At 71.9% G+C, this 15,527-nt stretch carries 13 protein-coding genes; 11 read left to right on the top strand and 2 right to left on the bottom strand.

All coding sequences use genetic code 11. The annotated features are described in order from the left end of the window. The first annotated feature begins 26 nt into the window (after positions 1-26). The 8 genes from AB0N02_RS04800 to AB0N02_RS04765 all read left to right on the top strand — a co-directional run bounded on the left by AB0N02_RS04800 (position 27) and on the right by AB0N02_RS04765 (position 7,814). Positions 27-1,163: a sensor histidine kinase gene (locus tag AB0N02_RS04800; RefSeq protein ID WP_363942804.1), complete on the top strand. Its 1,137-nt coding sequence runs from the start codon at positions 27-29 to the stop codon at positions 1,161-1,163. Beyond that, positions 1,160-1,807, top strand: a complete 648-nt coding sequence (locus AB0N02_RS04795) for a response regulator transcription factor (protein WP_363942802.1) — start codon at positions 1,160-1,162, stop codon at positions 1,805-1,807. The genes AB0N02_RS04800 and AB0N02_RS04795 overlap by 4 nt, the downstream gene beginning before the upstream one ends. Before the next feature lie 160 nt (positions 1,808-1,967). Continuing rightward, positions 1,968-2,648: a Uma2 family endonuclease gene (locus AB0N02_RS04790; protein ID WP_363942800.1), complete on the top strand. Its 681-nt coding sequence runs from the start codon at positions 1,968-1,970 to the stop codon at positions 2,646-2,648. Between the two features lie 207 nt (positions 2,649-2,855). Beyond that, positions 2,856-3,470 carry a DUF3386 family protein gene (locus AB0N02_RS04785; protein WP_363942799.1) on the top strand — a complete coding sequence of 205 codons (615 nt, stop codon included), beginning with the start codon at positions 2,856-2,858 and terminating at the stop codon, positions 3,468-3,470. Then, positions 3,467-4,444: an ABC transporter substrate-binding protein gene (locus tag AB0N02_RS04780; RefSeq protein ID WP_363942797.1), complete on the top strand. Its 978-nt coding sequence runs from the start codon at positions 3,467-3,469 to the stop codon at positions 4,442-4,444. The genes AB0N02_RS04785 and AB0N02_RS04780 overlap by 4 nt, the downstream gene beginning before the upstream one ends. A 77-nt stretch (positions 4,445-4,521) precedes the next feature. Then, positions 4,522-5,553, top strand: a complete 1,032-nt coding sequence (locus tag AB0N02_RS04775) for an iron ABC transporter permease (protein ID WP_363942795.1) — start codon at positions 4,522-4,524, stop codon at positions 5,551-5,553. Beyond that, a complete protein-coding gene (locus tag AB0N02_RS04770) occupies positions 5,550-6,305 on the top strand; it encodes a heme ABC transporter ATP-binding protein (protein ID WP_363942793.1) in 756 nt (251 codons plus the stop codon). The genes AB0N02_RS04775 and AB0N02_RS04770 overlap by 4 nt, the downstream gene beginning before the upstream one ends. A gap of 93 nt (positions 6,306-6,398) precedes the next feature. Beyond that, positions 6,399-7,814: a sel1 repeat family protein gene (locus AB0N02_RS04765; RefSeq protein WP_363942791.1), complete on the top strand. Its 1,416-nt coding sequence runs from the start codon at positions 6,399-6,401 to the stop codon at positions 7,812-7,814. Between the two features lie 300 nt (positions 7,815-8,114). Here AB0N02_RS04765 and ald read toward each other — a convergent pair whose 3' ends face one another. Together ald and AB0N02_RS04755 are read right to left on the bottom strand one after the other, a co-directional pair. After that, the gene (ald, locus tag AB0N02_RS04760) at positions 8,115-9,230 is read right to left on the bottom strand and encodes an alanine dehydrogenase (protein WP_363942789.1); all 1,116 of its coding nucleotides are present in this window, start codon (positions 9,228-9,230) and stop codon (positions 8,115-8,117) included. Positions 9,231-9,344: 114 nt separating this feature from the next. Then, positions 9,345-10,739 carry an aspartate aminotransferase family protein gene (locus AB0N02_RS04755; protein ID WP_363942787.1) on the bottom strand — a complete coding sequence of 465 codons (1,395 nt, stop codon included), beginning with the start codon at positions 10,737-10,739 and terminating at the stop codon, positions 9,345-9,347. A 292-nt stretch (positions 10,740-11,031) separates the two neighbouring features. On the opposite strand from AB0N02_RS04755, the gene AB0N02_RS04750 reads away from it, so the two are divergent. The 3 genes from AB0N02_RS04750 (at position 11,032) to AB0N02_RS04740 (ending at position 15,518) form a co-directional block, all read left to right on the top strand. Next, positions 11,032-12,378 (top strand): M20/M25/M40 family metallo-hydrolase, encoded by a 1,347-nt coding sequence (locus AB0N02_RS04750; RefSeq protein WP_363942785.1) that lies wholly within the window; start codon positions 11,032-11,034, stop codon positions 12,376-12,378. Between the two features lie 171 nt (positions 12,379-12,549). Next, positions 12,550-13,218: an ATP-binding cassette domain-containing protein gene (locus tag AB0N02_RS04745; protein WP_363942783.1), complete on the top strand. Its 669-nt coding sequence runs from the start codon at positions 12,550-12,552 to the stop codon at positions 13,216-13,218. Continuing rightward, positions 13,215-15,518 carry a YhgE/Pip domain-containing protein gene (locus tag AB0N02_RS04740; RefSeq protein WP_363942781.1) on the top strand — a complete coding sequence of 768 codons (2,304 nt, stop codon included), beginning with the start codon at positions 13,215-13,217 and terminating at the stop codon, positions 15,516-15,518. Before AB0N02_RS04745 ends, AB0N02_RS04740 begins: the two co-directional genes overlap by 4 nt. The last annotated feature ends 9 nt before the right edge of the window (positions 15,519-15,527 follow it).

Below are 15,527 nucleotides of genomic sequence, written 5' to 3'. Positions count from 1 at the left end.
CAGGAGGTGAACGTAAAGTGCAGACCGTGCGCGCCGAACACCGCTGGATCGTCCCCCTGCTTCCACTGCTCGTGGCGGCCGTCCAGATCGTGGGCACCCAGGGCACGCAGTGGGGTCAGGTGCACAGCACCGGGCTGATGCGCGTCCCGCTCGGCCCGCCCGGCTACGCGCTGCTGCTGGCCGGCCCGCTCGCCCTGGCCGTACGGCGCCGCCACCCCGTCGTCACCCTGACCGTGACCATCCTCGTGACCTGCGTCTTCATCGTCATGGGATACGCCTACGGCCCGGTCTTCGCCAGCCCGGTCGTCGCGATCTACAGTGCCGTCGCCGCCGGTCACCGGCGGGCCGCATGGTCGGCCTCGGGCCTGCTGTACGCGTTCTTCTTCGCCTACGCGACCTGGTTCGCCGTCCTGCCGATCCCCCACTGGTACCACAACCTGGCCGTCGCGGCGTTCATCGGCGTGGTGCTGGCGGCGGGCGAGTACACCAGGGCCAGGCGCGAGCGGCTGGCCGAGCGCGAGCGGGTCGAGGCGGAGGAGTCCCGGCGGCAGGCCAGCGAGGAGCGGCTGACCATGGCGCAGGAGCTGCACGACGTGCTCGCGCACAACATCTCCCTCATCCACGTGCAGGCCTCGACGGCGCTGCACCTGATCGACGACCACCCCGAGCAGGCGCGCACCGCCCTCACCACGATCAAGCAGGCCTCCAAGGACGTGCTGACGGAGATGCGCTCGGTGCTGGCCGTACTCCGCGACGGCGCCCCCCGCTCCCCGACGGCCGGACTGGACAGACTCGGCGAGCTCGTCGAGCGCACCGAGCACGGCGGCCTGACGGTCACCCGGCGGATCTCGGGACGGGTGAGGCCGCTGCCGCCGGGGACGGACCGGGCCGGGTACCGCATCGTGCAGGAGGCGCTCACCAACGCCGCCCGGCACGCGCCCGGCTCCGCGGTCACGATCCTGCTGGAGTACGGCCCCCATGAGCTGCTGATCCGGGTCACCGACTCGGGCGGCACCGCCCCCGCCGAGAATCTGGGGGGCGGCAACGGCATTCCCGGCATGCGGGAACGCGCCTCGGCCCTCGGGGGCACGCTGACCGCCGCCCATCACGGACGAGGTTTCCGCGTCGAGGCGCGGCTGCCGATCCCGGAGGAACCCGCATGATCAAGATTGTTCTCGCCGACGACCAAGCCCTGGTCAGGGCCGGGTTCCGCGCCCTGCTCGACGCCCAGCCCGGGATGACCGTCGTGGCCGAGGCGGGCGACGGGGCCCAGGCCCTGCGGCTGACCGCCGAGCACGATCCGGACGTGGTCCTGATGGACATCCGGATGCCGGGCATGGACGGCCTGACCGCCACCAGGGAGATGCCGCCGGGACCGAAGATCATCATTCTGACCACCTTCGAGCTCGACGAGTACGTCTTCGAGGCCCTGCGCAACGGCGCCAGCGGGTTCCTGGTCAAGGACACCGAACCCGCCGAGCTCATCCAGGCCGTCCGCGTCGTCGCCGCCGGCGACGCGCTGCTGTCCCCCAGCGTGACCCGCCGCCTGATCGCCGAGTACGCCAGCCGGGCCAAGCCGCCCCACGACTCCCGGGACCTCGCCCCTCTCACCGACCGCGAGCGCGAGGTCCTCACGCTGGTCGGCACGGGCATGACCAACGACGAGATCGCCCAGAAGCTCTTCATGAGCCCCGCGACCGCCAAGACCCACGTCAGCCGCACCATGATGAAACTGCACGCCCGCGACCGCGCCCAGCTCGTCGTCATCGCCTACGAATCAGGCCTGGTCCGCCCCGGCTGGCTCTAGCGACGCCCGCCCACCCTCACCATGACCGTGGCACTCCGGGCGCCGGTACGGCGGGCGGTGAAGCGGACTGGATCGGCGCCGATGAGCGGCGCTCAGCCCGGCGGACGTTCCCGGTCACAGCACCGGCCCGGGACCGGCCTTGCCAAAACCCGGCCCCTCCATGACATTCGACGATACCGTTCGTGTTCATTACGACACGAAGGGAAATCGTGCGGTCATGACGTCACGACGGCGCCCCGCCGACCTGAGACCCACACCGGAAAGCACGTCTCGCCCCCTACCCCACACGGCGCGCGAACTCTTCGACTCACTCCCACAGCTTCCCGGCCTCCGCACCGAGGTCATCGACGGGAGACTGGTGGTGAGTCCCGTGGGCACCCCCGAGCATGCCAGGCTCGCAATGCTGCTGGCCTGCGAACTGCGCTCACCGATCACCGAACGCGGCTGGGAAGCCTACACCGGAAACGTCGACGTCTGCATCGACGGGCCCCGCGATCCCGTCGAGCCCGACTTCGTTCTGGCCCCGCCCGACTGCCCGCGCCGGGGAGAGCGTGAGCTGCTCTCCTCGGGCCTGCTCATGGTCGCCGAGATCGTCTCACCCGGCAGCGCCGTCGACGACCGTGACCGCAAGCCCGCCATCTACGCCGCGGGGAGGATCCCCGTGATGGTCATCATCGACCCGGTGGCCACGCCCGCGACCGTGACGGTCCTCAGCGACCCCAAGGACGGGGTCTACCTCACCTCCTCCCGCGTCGCGGTCGGCACACCCGTGCACATCCCCGATCCGGTCGGCTTCACGCTGGACACCACGGTCTTCGCCGACGCCCTGAAGTTCCCCTGACCGACTCGTCCCACCGATCGGAGAGGTGGCGGCAGGCTCCCCGGACTCCCTTCGGCGGCCCGCGACCGGCGGTGGCGGGCTGCAAATTTGGACGAAAGCACATCATCCGCTCTTGACGTCTTCAATGGGTCATGTTTAGGTATGCCTTGCCTAATGAAGTTTAGGCTTACCTAAATTTGGAGTGGGATGTCCCCAGGAAGCGTCCTGTTGGAACGTGCCAAGGCGTCGATCTACCGATGGCCCGCCGACTTCGCCGGGTTCTCCGCGGAGCTGCTCCTGACGGACGGCGCGCTCACGTTCCGGGGCACGGTACGGGTGGGGACCGGCCGATCCGCCGGGCCGGAGATCGAGCTGGCGGGGGCGGACGGCGAGCAGGTCGAATGGGTGGGCCGGCAGCTCGCCTCCCTGGTCGCGCACCGGCGCGCCCCGCGGCGGGACGAGGCCGCGCCGGTCGCCGCCGAGGACGCGTCCGACCATCCGCTCGGGGTCCTGGTCACGACGGACGACCGGTTCAGGTCCGCCTACCGGGTCAGGGGCGACTGGATCACCCAGATCACCCGGCACCTGCCCGAGGCGACCCTGCGGGTCTACACGGTCAGCCGGGAGACGGCCCCCGACGGCAGGTTCCTCCCCTCTCACATCGCCGGCACGTTCAGCGATCCGCGGAGCGGCGCGATCACCCGGCTCGAACTGCTGGACGAGCGGTACGTCGAGGTGGACGGGGTCATGCTTCCGGCCAGACGGTCGGTGATCAGCCAGAGTTCGAGCGGGGTCGTCACCCGTGTCGTCGAGCTCAGCACATATCGAAAGGCAGAACGATGAAGCACGGTTTGGCCGCCCTCCTGGCCGCGGGAACGCTCGTCATGGCGGGCTGCGGGAGCACGACGGAGCCCCCGGCGAAGGCCGCGCCCGAGGCATCCGCCTCGACGGCCCAGGCTCAGGTCACCCCCCAGGCCCAGGGGCTTCCGGTCACCGTGCGGTCGTCGGACGGTACGGACGTCGAGGTGAAGGACGCCTCCAGGATCGTCCCGATGACGGGGGACGTGGCCGAGATCGTGTTCGCGCTGGGCCTCGCCGACAAGGTCGTGGGCGTGGACCTGTCGGCGATGGGCCTGCCGGAGGCGCGGCAGAAGCCGCAGATCGGCTACCAGCGGTCGCTGGCCGCCGAGGGCATCCTCTCGCTCAAGCCGACCGTGCTCATCGGCACCGAGGAGGCGGGCCCGCCGCCGGTGATCGAGCAGCTCAAGGGCGCGGGCATCCCGATCGTCACGGTTCCGTCCGGAGCCGGGGGCGTGGACGAGGTCCCCGGCAAGATCGAGCTCGTCGGCAAGGCCCTCGGCGTCCCGGAGAAGGGCGCCGAGCTGGCGGCCAGGACGAAGGCGGAGATCGACGCCGCCAAGGCGAAGGTCACCGGCACGGACAAGGCGAAGGTCGCCTTCCTCTACCTGCGCGGCCAGTCCAAGACCTACCAGCTCGGCGGCGCGGGCACCCGGGCCGACGCGATGATCGCCGCGGCCGGGGCCGAGGACGCGGGCACCGCCGCCGGCGTCCAGGGCTACAAGCCGATCACCGCCGAGGCGATGGTGAAGGCCGCGCCCGACCAGATCCTCGTGATGTCCATGGGCCTGGAGTCGGTCGGCGGCGTCGACGGCCTGCTCAAGCTGCCCGGCGTGGCCGAGACCCCAGCGGGCAAGAACCGCCGGATCGTCTCGCTGGACGACCTGGAGCTGATCGGCATGGGCCCGCGCACCGGCCAGGCCCTCGACAAGCTCGTCACCGCCTTCCAGAGCCGGTGAGATCCCCGAAGACGGCGGCGCGGGCGTCCCACAGCGCCCCCGCCGCCACCGGCGTCCGGACCGGGAAGGCTGGAGCGATGGGGTCGTCCGCTCCCCGGTCCGGGCGCGCGGTGTTCAGAAACGCGCTGATCCCCGCCCTCGCGGTGCTGCTCGCCACGCTGTGTGTCGTGTCGGCGGGGATCGGCGCGGTCCCGGTGCCGTTCGGCGAGGTCATGGAGACCCTCTTCGGCGGCGCGGGACCGCACGAGGCGGTGCTGTGGCAGATCCGCTTTCCCCGGGTCGTGCTCGCGGTTCTGATCGGCGCCTCGCTCGGCGTGGCGGGGGCGGCCATGCAGGGCGTCTTCGGCAACCCCCTCGCCGAACCCGGCGTCGTCGGCGTCTCCTCGGGCGCGGCGGTCGGCGCGGTCGGCGCGATCGTGCTGGGCGTCAGCGCCTTCGGCGAGTGGTCGGTGACCGTGGCCGCCTTCCTCGGCGGGCTGGTCGCGACCTTCGCCGTCTATCTGCTGTCCCGCTCCGGCGGCAGGACCGAGGTCGTCACCCTCGTCCTCACCGGGATCGCGGTCAACGCCGTCGCGGGGGCGATCGTCGGACTGCTGACCTTCCTCGCCGACGACGCGCAGTTGCGCTCGATCTCCTTCTGGAGCCTGGGCAGCATCGGCGGCGCGACCTGGCCGGTGGTGGCCGGGGTGCTGCCGTTCGCCGTGGCCGGGCTGGCGCTGACGCCGTTCTTCGCCAGGGCGCTGGACGTGCTCGCGCTGGGCGAGCGGGGCGCCCGGCACCTGGGAGTGGACACCGAGCGGGTGCGCCTGGGCGTGATCCTGCTGGCCGCGCTGCTGACCGGCGCGGCCGTCGCGGCGGCCGGGATCATCGGCTTCGTCGGCCTGGTGGTGCCGCATCTGATCCGCCTGGCCGCGGGACCCGGCCATCGGGTGCTGCTGCCCGCCTCGGCCCTGGCGGGCGCCCTCGTGATGCTGGCCGCCGACCTGATCGCGCGGACCGTCGCGATTCCGGCCGAGGTGCCGATCGGCGTGCTCACCGCCCTGCTCGGCGGGCCGTTCTTCCTGTGGCTGCTGCGCCGTACCCGATCCAGGCAAGGAGGATGGGCATGATCGACGTCCGCTCGGTTTCCCTCAGCGCGGGATCGGCGCGGCTGCTGACCGACGTGTCGTTCCGGGTGGAACCCGGCGAGCTGGTCGCGATCGTCGGGCCGAACGGCGCGGGCAAGTCCTCCCTGCTGTCCGTGCTGGCCGGGGACGCCGTCCCGTCGTCGGGATCGGTCACCCTGGCCGGGCGGCCGGTGCGCTCGCTGCGCCCGGCCGGCCTGGCGCGCCTGCGGGCGGTGCTTCCGCAGCGGGTCACGGTCGCCTTCCCGTTCACGGTCGCCGAGGTGGTCGCGATGGGCCTGTACGGCTCCCGCCTCGCCCCCCGCCACCACGAGGAGATCCTCACCGAGGCCATGGCGGCGACGGACGTCGCGCACCTGGCCGCCCGCGCCTACCCGACCCTGTCGGGCGGGGAGCAGGCCCGGGTCTCCCTGGCCAGGGTCCTGGCCCAGCGGGCCCCGGTGCTGCTGCTGGACGAGCCGACCGCGGCCCTGGACATCAGGCACCAGGAGCAGGTCATGGGGGTCGCCAGGGACCGCGCGGTGGCCGGGGACACCGTCACGGTCGTCCTGCACGACCTCAACCTCGCCGCCGCCTACGCCGACCGCGTGATCGTCATGAGTTCGGGCGCCGTCGCCGCCCACGGCTCCCCCGCCGAGATCTTCGCCCCCGGCGTGCTGAGCGAGGTGTACGGCTGCGCCATCGACGTCCACCACGGCGCCTCCGGCCTCCTGGTCTCCCCCCGTCGTCCCCGCTGACCGGCCGGTTCCCGCGAAATCCGGCCCGGCGACCACACTCCGCTGTCGTACCATTACACATCACCCTGTGCATCGAGCGGCGAGGAGGACGACGTGGGGTGGTGGCCGGACGATCCGGAGACGGTCGCGACCCCGGCGCCGCCCTCCCGGAGCACCTGGCACGGGGGCGAGGCGGGCGGCGAGACCGGTCCCTGTCCGGTCCCGCGGGGCGGGGACGCGCGGGCCGCGCATCTGCTCGGCCGTCACTTCGCGCAGCGTGGCGACCGCTCGGCCGCGCGGCACTGGTGGGAGCGGGCGGCGGCCGGAGGAAACATGGACAGCGCGTACAACCTCGGAGTCTGGCACGAACAGCACGGCAGCCTGGAAGAGGCCGTCAGGTGGTACGAACTGGCCGCGGACGCCGGGGACGCCGAGGCCGCGGCGAATCTGGCGACGCTGCTGCTGGAGCGGCACGGCGACGTCTCCGCCGCCCGCAGGTGGTTCGAGACTGCGGCCCACGCCGGTTCCCGGGCCGCGGCCCGGCGGCTCGCGCTGCTGTGCGAGGACGCCGACGAGGTGAAGGCCGCCCGGGAGTGGCATCGCAGGGCGGCGGTCGACGGCGACCTGGCATCCGCCCACGACCTGGGTTTCCTCGCCTACGGCTGCGGCGAGGAGGACGAGACGCTGCGCTGGTGGGAGGTGGCGGCACGCGGGGGCCACGCGGGCGCCGCCTACCATCTCGGCCTGTTCCTGCAGGCCAACCAGGATCCCGAGGGGGCGGAGGCGTTCTACCGGCTGGCGGCGGGGAACGACCATCCCGGGGCCGCGTCGCAGCTCGGCGGGATCGCGCTGTCACGCGGCGACCTGCGCACCGCCCGTGTCTGGTTCGAGCGCGCCGCCCACACCGGGCGCGTCCACGATCAGCGGACGGCCGGGTTCGTGTGCGTGGAGATGGGCGACTCGCTGGCGGCCGGCCACTGGTTCGGCCGGGCCGCCGCGGGCGGCGACGCGGACGCCGCCTTCACCTTCGGCCTGCTGCTCATCGCCGAGCACGACGACCTGCTAGGCGGCCAGCACTGGTTCCGGCAGGCGGCGCAGGCGGGGCATCCGCGGGCGGCGGCCGAGCTGGCGTCGCTGCTGTCGGCGGCCGGTTTCTCCCGCGAAGCCGAGCGGTGGCTGGCCGAGCGATCCTCCCCCGCCTGGGACCGGGTCGCCGAGCCCGAGCTCGTCGCCCGCGCCGAGCTGACCGCCGCCGCCGTGGCCAGGCGGGGCGACACCCCGCTGAGAGCCGACGACCTGACCGAGATCCTCGGCACCTGGGACCTGGTCACCCGGCCGCTGCGCGACCACACCGACGTCGTGACGTGGCTGGCCGGGCGGAGCGGGCTGTCCCCGGACGCGATCGAGCACCTGGGCTCGGTGCGGGCCACGCTGCTGCGGCCCTGCGGTTCCCCCTGGCCCACCCTCACCGAGGTCGAGCACGCCCTGACCACCGCCCGCGCGCTGCGGATCCGGCTCGGGCCGCGCTGAAGGACCGCACTGAAGGGCCGCGCTGAAGGGCCGCGCTGAAGGGCCGCGCTGAAGGGCCGCGCTGAAGGGCCGCGCTGAAGGGCCGCACTGAGGAGCCGCGGTGAACGGCCACGTTGAACGGCCACGGTGAACAGCCGTGTTGAACGGCCGTGTTGAACGGCCAGGTTGAACGGCCAGGTTGAACGGCCAGGTTGAACGGCCAGGTTGAACGGCCAGGTTGAACGGCCAGGTTGAACGGCCCGCGCACCGCGCACCGGCGCCGGGAGCGACCCGGCCAGGTGGCGGTGCGCGGTCGTCGCCCTAGTCGGCGATGATCTCGGAGACCGGCGTGAACGGCAGGCCGAGGGCGAGCGCGACCGGCTCGTTGGTGAGCCTGCCCGCGTGGGTGTTGAGGCCTCCGGCGAGGCCGGCGTCCTGCTGGAGGGCCGACTTCCAGCCCAGCCCGGCGAGCTTGACCGCGTAGGGCAGCGTCGCGTTGGTCAGCGCGTAGGTCGAGGTGTTGGCGACGGACCCGGGCATGTTGGCCACGCAGTAGAAGATCGAGTTGTGGACCTGGTAGGTCGGGTCGGCGTGCGTGGTCGGGCGGGAGTCCTCGAAGCAGCCGCCCTGGTCGATCGCGATGTCGACGAGCACGGAGCCCGGCTTCATGCGGGAGACCAGCTCGTTGGAGACGAGGGTCGGCGCCTTGGCCCCGGGGATCAGCACCGCGCCGATGACCAGGTCGGCCTCCAGGACCTCCTTCTCGATGGCGTAGGAGGTGGAGACGAGGGTCTTCATACGCCCCTGGTAGATGGCGTCGATGAAGCGCAGCCGGTCGACGTTGAGGTCGAGGACCGTGACGTCGGCCCCCATGCCGACCGCGATCTGCGCCGCGTTGAGCCCGGAGACGCCCGCGCCGATGACGACGACCTTGGCCGGGGCCACCCCGGGCACGCCGCCGGGCAGTACGCCGCGGCCGCCGTTGAAGCGCATCAGGTTGTAGGCGCCGACCTGGGGGGCCAGGCGCCCGGCGACCTCGGACATCGGGGCGAGCAGGGGCAGGGTGGCGCCGACCTGGACGGTTTCGTACGCGATGCCGGTGACCTGCCGATCGAGCAGGGCACCGGCGCACTCACGGCCCGCCGCAAGGTGCAGGTAGGTGAAGAGCACCTGGCCCGCACGCATGCGGTGGAACTCCTCGGCGATCGGCTCCTTGACCTTGAGGATCATGTCGGCCTCACCCCACACCTCGTCCGCGGTGTCAAGGATCTTGGCCCCGGCGAACAGGTACTCCTCGTCGGTCAGGTGCGAGCCGAGGCCCGCGCCGCGCTGCACGTAGACGTCGTGGCCGTGTCGGACCAGCTCGTGGACGCCCGCCGGAGTAGCGGCGACGCGGTACTCGTGGTTCTTGACCTCGGCAGGCACACCGATCTTCATTGCGGTCCCTCTCAGGTTTCAACGGTGTCACGGCACGGCTCACCAAACGGGGTGACGTTTCAGTAAATACCGTGACGATTGGGTGAAACCTATTCTGCTGGTACCGCAGTGACGTCAGAGCCGATTCCACGCCTCTGTCAAGACTGAACGAAGAATAGCCTCGATCTCGTCGAATTCCTTGGGACCGCAGATAAGCGGCGGGGCAAGCTGGATCACCGGGTCGCCCCGGTCGTCGGCGCGGCAGTACAGACCCGCCTCGTACAGGGCCGAGGAGAGGTAACCGCGGATGAGGCGCTCGGACTCGTCGAGGCTGAACGTCTCCTTGGTCGTCTTGTCCTTGACGAGTTCGATGCCCCAGAAGTAGCCGGAGCCGCGCACGTCGCCGACGATCGGCAGGTCGAGCAGGCGCTCCAGGGTGGCACGGAAGACGGGCTCGTTACGGGTCACGTGGCCGAGCAGGTCCTCGCGCTCGAACAGGTCGAGGTTGGCCAGGGCCACGGCGGAGGAGACGGGGTGGCCGCCGAAGGTGTAGCCGTGGGCGAACATCTCGGTGCCGTTCTTGAACGGCTCGAACAGGCGCTCCGAGGCGATCATCGCGCCGATCGGCGAGTAACCGCTGGTCATTCCCTTGGCGCAGGTGATGATGTCGGGAACGTAGTCGAACTTCTGCCCGCCGAACATGGTGCCGAGGCGGCCGAAGGCGCAGATGACCTCGTCGGAGACGAGCAGGACGTCATACTCGTCGCAGATCTCGCGCAGGCGCTGGAAATATCCGGGCGGCGGCGGGAAGCAGCCTCCGGCGTTCTGCACCGGCTCGACGAAGACGGCGGCCACGGTGTCCGGGCCCTCCATCTCGATGGCGCGGGCGACGCGCTCGGCGGCCCAGTAACCGTACTGCTCGGGGGTCATGCCGGGCACGCCGGTGATCTCGTCGGCGCGGTAGTGGTTGGTGTTCGGCACCCGGATCGAACCCGGGACCAGCGGCTCGAACATCTGCTTGAAGGCCGGGATGCCGGTGATCGACAGGGCGCCCTGCGGGGTGCCGTGGTAGGCGATCTGACGGCTGATGACCTTGTGCTTGAGCGGCCTGCCAGTGATCTTGAAGTACTGCTTCGCGAGCTTCCACGCGGTCTCGACGGCCTCGCCGCCACCGGTGGTGAAGAAGACCCGGTTGAGGTCACCGGGAGCCTGCTCGGCCAGCCGGTGCGCCAGCTCCGCCGCCTTGGGGTGCGCGTACGACCAGAGCGGGAAGAACGCCAGCTCCTGGGCCTGCTTGGCGGCCGCCTCGGCCAGTTCGCTGCGGCCGTGCCCGGCCTGGACCACGAACAGTCCCGCCAGGCCGTCGAGGTAGCGCTTGCCGTGAACGTCGTAGATGTAGGTGCCCTCGCCTCGCACGATCATCGGCACCTCGGAGCCCTCGTAGGAGCTGTGCCGGGTGAAGTGCATCCACAGGTTGTCCTGCGCGGCCTTCATGACCGAGGCCACGTCGGTGTTCTCTGGGTGGTTCATCGCGATCTTCCCTTGTGAGCTGAGCTCTTCACAGTCTGCACGCCAAACGGCCTCTTGCCAAGTGAAAACGTGGCAACATGGCGAAAGTGGTTCGAAATCCGCAAAGGATCCATGCAGCCACAACGAAATCCGCGACCGGAATTCGGTGACTTCCGGCCCTTCGGGCCTCGGCCCCATCCGGTGGAATCGCCCGGGAATCACCCTGTACGGCCAGGCGCGAGCACCGAGGCACCCCCGCCCACCGGTTGTGATCCAATAGAACGGACCAGATATTGAGATGCGAGGGAACGTCGTGACTCCTGACGAGATCGAGGGCGCCGTCGCCGCGGGCCTGCCCCAGGCGATCGAAGACCTCAAGCGGCTCGTCTCCATCCCCTCCGTGGCCTTCCCCGGCTACCCGGAGGAGCCGGTGCTGGCGGCCGCCGCGGTGACCGAGGAACTGCTGCGCAGCACGGGTCTGCCGCACGTCCGGCGGATTCCGGTGGAAGGGAGCTTCCCCGCCGTCTACGCCGAGGCCCCGGCCCCGCCCGGCGCGCCGACCGTCCTGCTCTACGCGCACTACGACGTGCAGCCCGCGGGCGACCCCGCGCTGTGGCGCACCCCCGCATTCGAGCCGACGGAGATCGACGGCGCCGTCCACGGCCGCGGCGCCGCCGACGACAAGTCCGGCATCATCTCCCACGTCGCCGCGCTCCGCGCCTTCCGGGGCCGCTTCCCCGTGGGCGTCAAGGTGATCATCGAGGGCCAGGAGGAGTACGCCGGGGAGCGCCTGGAGTCCTTCGTCGAGCGCAACCCCGAGCTGGTCCGGGCCGACGCGGTCATCGTGGCCGACACCGGCAACCCCCGCGTGGGCGACCCGGCGGTCACCACCTCGCTGCGCGGCTTGGGCGCCTTCACCGTCGAGGTGCGCACCCTGAAGGAGTCGTTGCACAGCGGCGCGTTCGGCGGCGCCGCCCCGGACGCCCTCGCGGCGCTGATCCGGATGCTGGCCGCCCTGCACGACGATCACGGGGACATCCGCGTGCCCGGCCTGCCGCGCGGCACCTTCCTGGGCCCCGGCCCCTCCGAGGAGGAGTTCCGCGCGACCGCGGGCGTCCTGGACGGCGTCTCGCTGGTCGGCTCGGGCTCGCTGGCCGACCGCCTGTGGGCCTCGTACGCCATCACGGTCACCGGGCTGGACGTGCCGTCGGTCTCCGCCGCCATCAACGCGGTCCAGCCGATCGCGCGGGCACGGGTGACCGTCCGGGTCCCCCCGGCGGGCGACCCCAAGACGACCGTCGACGCCGTGATCGACTTCCTCAACCAGGTCGCCCCCTGGGGCGTCAGGGTGAGCTACGGCGACTACGTACTGGGCTCCGGCTTCCTCACCGACTCGGGCGGCGTGGCCCGCTCGGCGCTGAACCGGGCGATGGAGCGCGCCTACGGCAGGCCGCCGCGCGACGTCGGCGCGGGCGGTTCGATCCCGCTGGTCTCCACGCTCGTACGGCAGTTCCCCGCCGCCTCGATCCTGCTCTTCGGCGCCGAGGACGACGACGCCTCCATCCACGCGCCCAACGAGCGGGTCGTCATCGAGGAGCTGCGCCGTACGGCGCTCACCGAGGCGCTCTTCCTCCAGGAGTACGGCTCCGCGGTCGGCTGACCGGAACCGGGCCGCGGCACCCCTCTCACAAAGCCCAGCAAACAGCACAGAAGCCCGTAGATCACCTGAAACCCGACTAATCACCCAGAAAGCCCTACCCCGCTCCGGGTAGGGCTTTCCTTCGTGATAATTTTTGCACTGACCAGTCAGTTCAAAAGCAGGGGAGGCGCGGTGTTCCACGGGGTCGCGGTGCGCGCGAGCGGCCTGTCCCTCAGGGGCGGCCACGGATGGGTCTACCGCGACGTCGCCCTGGAGGCCGGCCCGGGAAGTCTCACCGTCGTGGCCGGGCAGGCGGGCAGCGGGCGGACCGGCCTGCTCCTGACCCTGGCGGGACGGATGAAACCCACCGGGGGCGCCCTCTCCGTCGGAGGGCACGTCACCCCGAGGTCGATCAGGCGGGTCGCCGCACTCGGCCTGGTCGACGGGGTCAACGACCTGGAGGACGCGCTGTCGGTCCGTGAGCACCTGCGCGAGCGGGTCGCGGGACCGTTCCGGAACAGGCGGCGGCCGGAACGCGCCGGGGCCGCGCTGGCCCTGGCCGGGCTGGAGTGCTCCCCCGACGACAGGACCCTGATCCGCGACCTCGGCAGGGAGCGGCGGGTACGGCTCGGGATCGCGCTCGCGCTGCTGGACGGGCCGGGGCTGCTGGTCCTCGACAACGTGGACACCGGGCTCGGCGAAGACCGGCGGGACGCGCTCCGGGCGACGCTGGCGGACCTGGCGGAGCGGGGGCTGACCGTCGTGGCGTCGTGCACCGGGAGCGAGGCGGCGACGCTGCGCCTGCCCTCCCGAATCCCGTCGGAGGTTCCGGCGGTCCCGGCCGGCGAGGAGGAGCGATGAGATCACTGCGGCTGGGCAGGCTGGAGCTGCTGCGCTTCGCCCGCTCACGGCTGACCCGGGCGGCGCTCGCGGGCGTGGTGACGCTGCCGCTGCTGTACGCCGGGCTGTACCTGTGGTCGTTCTGGGACCCGCAGGGCAATCTCGGCGCCGTCCCGGTGGCGCTGGTCGTGGAGGACAGGCCCGCGACCGTCGGCGGAAAGACGGTCGACGCGGGCCGGGAGCTGGCCGACGAGCTGCGGGAACGTCACATCTTCGACTGGCGCACGGTCGACGCCCGGCAGGCCGCCGACGGCGTCGGCGACGGTGACTTCTACCTGTCCCTGACCATTCCCGCCGACTTCAGCGCCCGGCTCGCCTCCCCCTCGGGCGAGGGCACGCCGACACCCGCCGAGCTGGGCGTGCGGGTGGACACCGGCCGCAGCTACATCATGGGAACGATCTCCGACGCGGTGTTCACCGAGGTCAGGGACGCGGCGAGCCGTACCGCGCTGAAGGACTACTGGGACAGCGTCTTCGTGTCCTTCGGTGAGCTGCACGATGCGACCGCCAAGGCGGCGGACGGTGCGGGCGAGCTGCACGACGGTACGGCGAAGGCGGGCGAGGGCGCCTCAAGCCTGAGCACCGGGCTCGGCCAGGCCAAGAGCGGGACCCACCGGCTCGCCGTGGGCCTGAACAGCGCGAACACCGCCACAGGAAGGCTGTCGTCCGGGGCGGAGCGGCTGGCCGAGGGCCTGGGCGAGGCCGAGAGCGGTTCACGCGAGCTGGGCCGGGGACTGGTCAGGCTCAGGGACGGCGCGAAACAGGTCGCGGACGGCAACGCCCAGGTCTACCGGCGGGTCCACACCCAGGTCGAGAGGTTCGACGAGGTGACCGGCCAGGTCGTCCCGGTGCTGAAGGACAACGGCGCGCGGCTGCGTTCGCTCGCCCAGGCCGTCGAACGCGGCGCCGGCCTGGTCGCCGACGGCGCGGCCTCCCGGCCGGACGAGAGCCGGCAGGGGGCGGCCCAGGCGTCGCGGCGGGCCCGTCAGCAGGCACAGCAGCTGCGGGAGTGGCTGGACGCCGCCCCCGACGCCGACCCTCGGCTGCGGACCATCGCCGACCGGCTCACCCAGTCGACCCAGGAGGCGCTCGACGGGCTCGGCGGCCCGACCGGCGGCGGCACCGGGGCCGCCGGGGACGCCGCGGCGCGGCTGCGGCGGGACGCCGGGAAGATCGCGGAGATCGCGGCCCGCACCGCCGAGATCGCGCCGTCCGCGGAGCGGAGCCTCGAACGGGTGGGCAAGGAGATCCACCTGCTGGACGCGGGGCTGGAGAAGCTGACCACGGGCGCGGCCAAGGTCCACACCGGACTCGGCGACGCGAGCGCGGCCGGCGGGAAACTCACCTCCGGCCTGTCGCGGCTCGGCGACGGCGCCACCGAACTCGGCCGGGGCCTGACCCGGCTGGACGGCGGGATCGTCAAGCTGAGCGACGGCGCCGTCCAGGTGGACACCGGGGTCGGCAGGCTGCACCAGGGGGCGGGAGAGCTCACCGCCGGTCTCGGCGAACTGGCCGACGGTTCCAAGGAGCTGAGCGACAAACTCGAAGACGGGGCCGGGCGGATCCCCGACTATGACAGCCGGGAGCGCGCCGAACGCGGCGACATGATGAGCCAGCCGGTCAGGCTGGCCGGCCAGGTCCTCAACAGGGTGCCGAACTACGGCACCGGCTTCGCGCCGTTCTTCGTGCCGCTGGCGCTGTGGGTCGGCGCGATGGTGAGCTACATGGTGCTGCGCCCGCTCAACCCCCGCCTCCTGGCCGGTACGGCTCCCGCCTGGCGGATCGCGCTGGCTGGCTGGCTGCCCGGCCTGGCGCTGGGCTCGGCACAGGTGGGCGTGCTGCTGGCGGTGATCAGGTTCGGCCTCGGCATGGAGGCCGCGCACCGGGCCGGGGTGGCCGGTGTCCTGCTGCTCACCTCGGCCGCCTTCCTGGCGATCGTGCAGGCGGTCAACGCCCTGCTCGGACCGCCGGGACGGGTCGCGGTGCTGGCGCTGCTGATGCTCCAGCTCACCTCGGCCGCCGGAACCTACCCCATCGAGACCTCGCCGGGCTTCTTCCGGGCGATCTCACCCTGGCTTCCGATGAGCTGGGTGGTCAGCGCGCTGCGCAGGCTGATCAGCGGCGGCGATCTCACCGTGGTCTGGCAGGCCTGCGGGGTGCTGACCCTGGCCACCCTGCTGGGCCTGGCCCTGAGCGTGTACGCGGTGCACAGGGGACGCACCTGGTCGATGCGCCGCCTCCATCCGGAGCTGGCGCTTTGACTACGGTTG

It is taken from the genome of Streptosporangium sp. NPDC051022 (assembly GCF_040683035.1).
Lineage (GTDB): Bacteria > Actinomycetota > Actinomycetes > Streptosporangiales > Streptosporangiaceae > Streptosporangium.
Note: the sequence above shows the minus strand (reverse complement) of the source record. Positions and strands in the feature narration are given on the sequence as shown.

Coding starts and splice junctions, on each gene's coding strand:
- ald (WP_363942789.1), bottom strand. CDS start 9,230: ATGAAGATCGGTGTGCCTGCCGAGGTCAAGAACCACGAGTACCGCGTC.
- AB0N02_RS04740 (WP_363942781.1), top strand. CDS start 13,215: ATGAGATCACTGCGGCTGGGCAGGCTGGAGCTGCTGCGCTTCGCCCGC.
- AB0N02_RS04770 (WP_363942793.1), top strand. CDS start 5,550: ATGATCGACGTCCGCTCGGTTTCCCTCAGCGCGGGATCGGCGCGGCTG.
- AB0N02_RS04755 (WP_363942787.1), bottom strand. CDS start 10,739: ATGAACCACCCAGAGAACACCGACGTGGCCTCGGTCATGAAGGCCGCG.
- AB0N02_RS04795 (WP_363942802.1), top strand. CDS start 1,160: ATGATCAAGATTGTTCTCGCCGACGACCAAGCCCTGGTCAGGGCCGGG.
- AB0N02_RS04775 (WP_363942795.1), top strand. CDS start 4,522: ATGGGGTCGTCCGCTCCCCGGTCCGGGCGCGCGGTGTTCAGAAACGCG.
- AB0N02_RS04790 (WP_363942800.1), top strand. CDS start 1,968: ATGACATTCGACGATACCGTTCGTGTTCATTACGACACGAAGGGAAAT.
- AB0N02_RS04780 (WP_363942797.1), top strand. CDS start 3,467: ATGAAGCACGGTTTGGCCGCCCTCCTGGCCGCGGGAACGCTCGTCATG.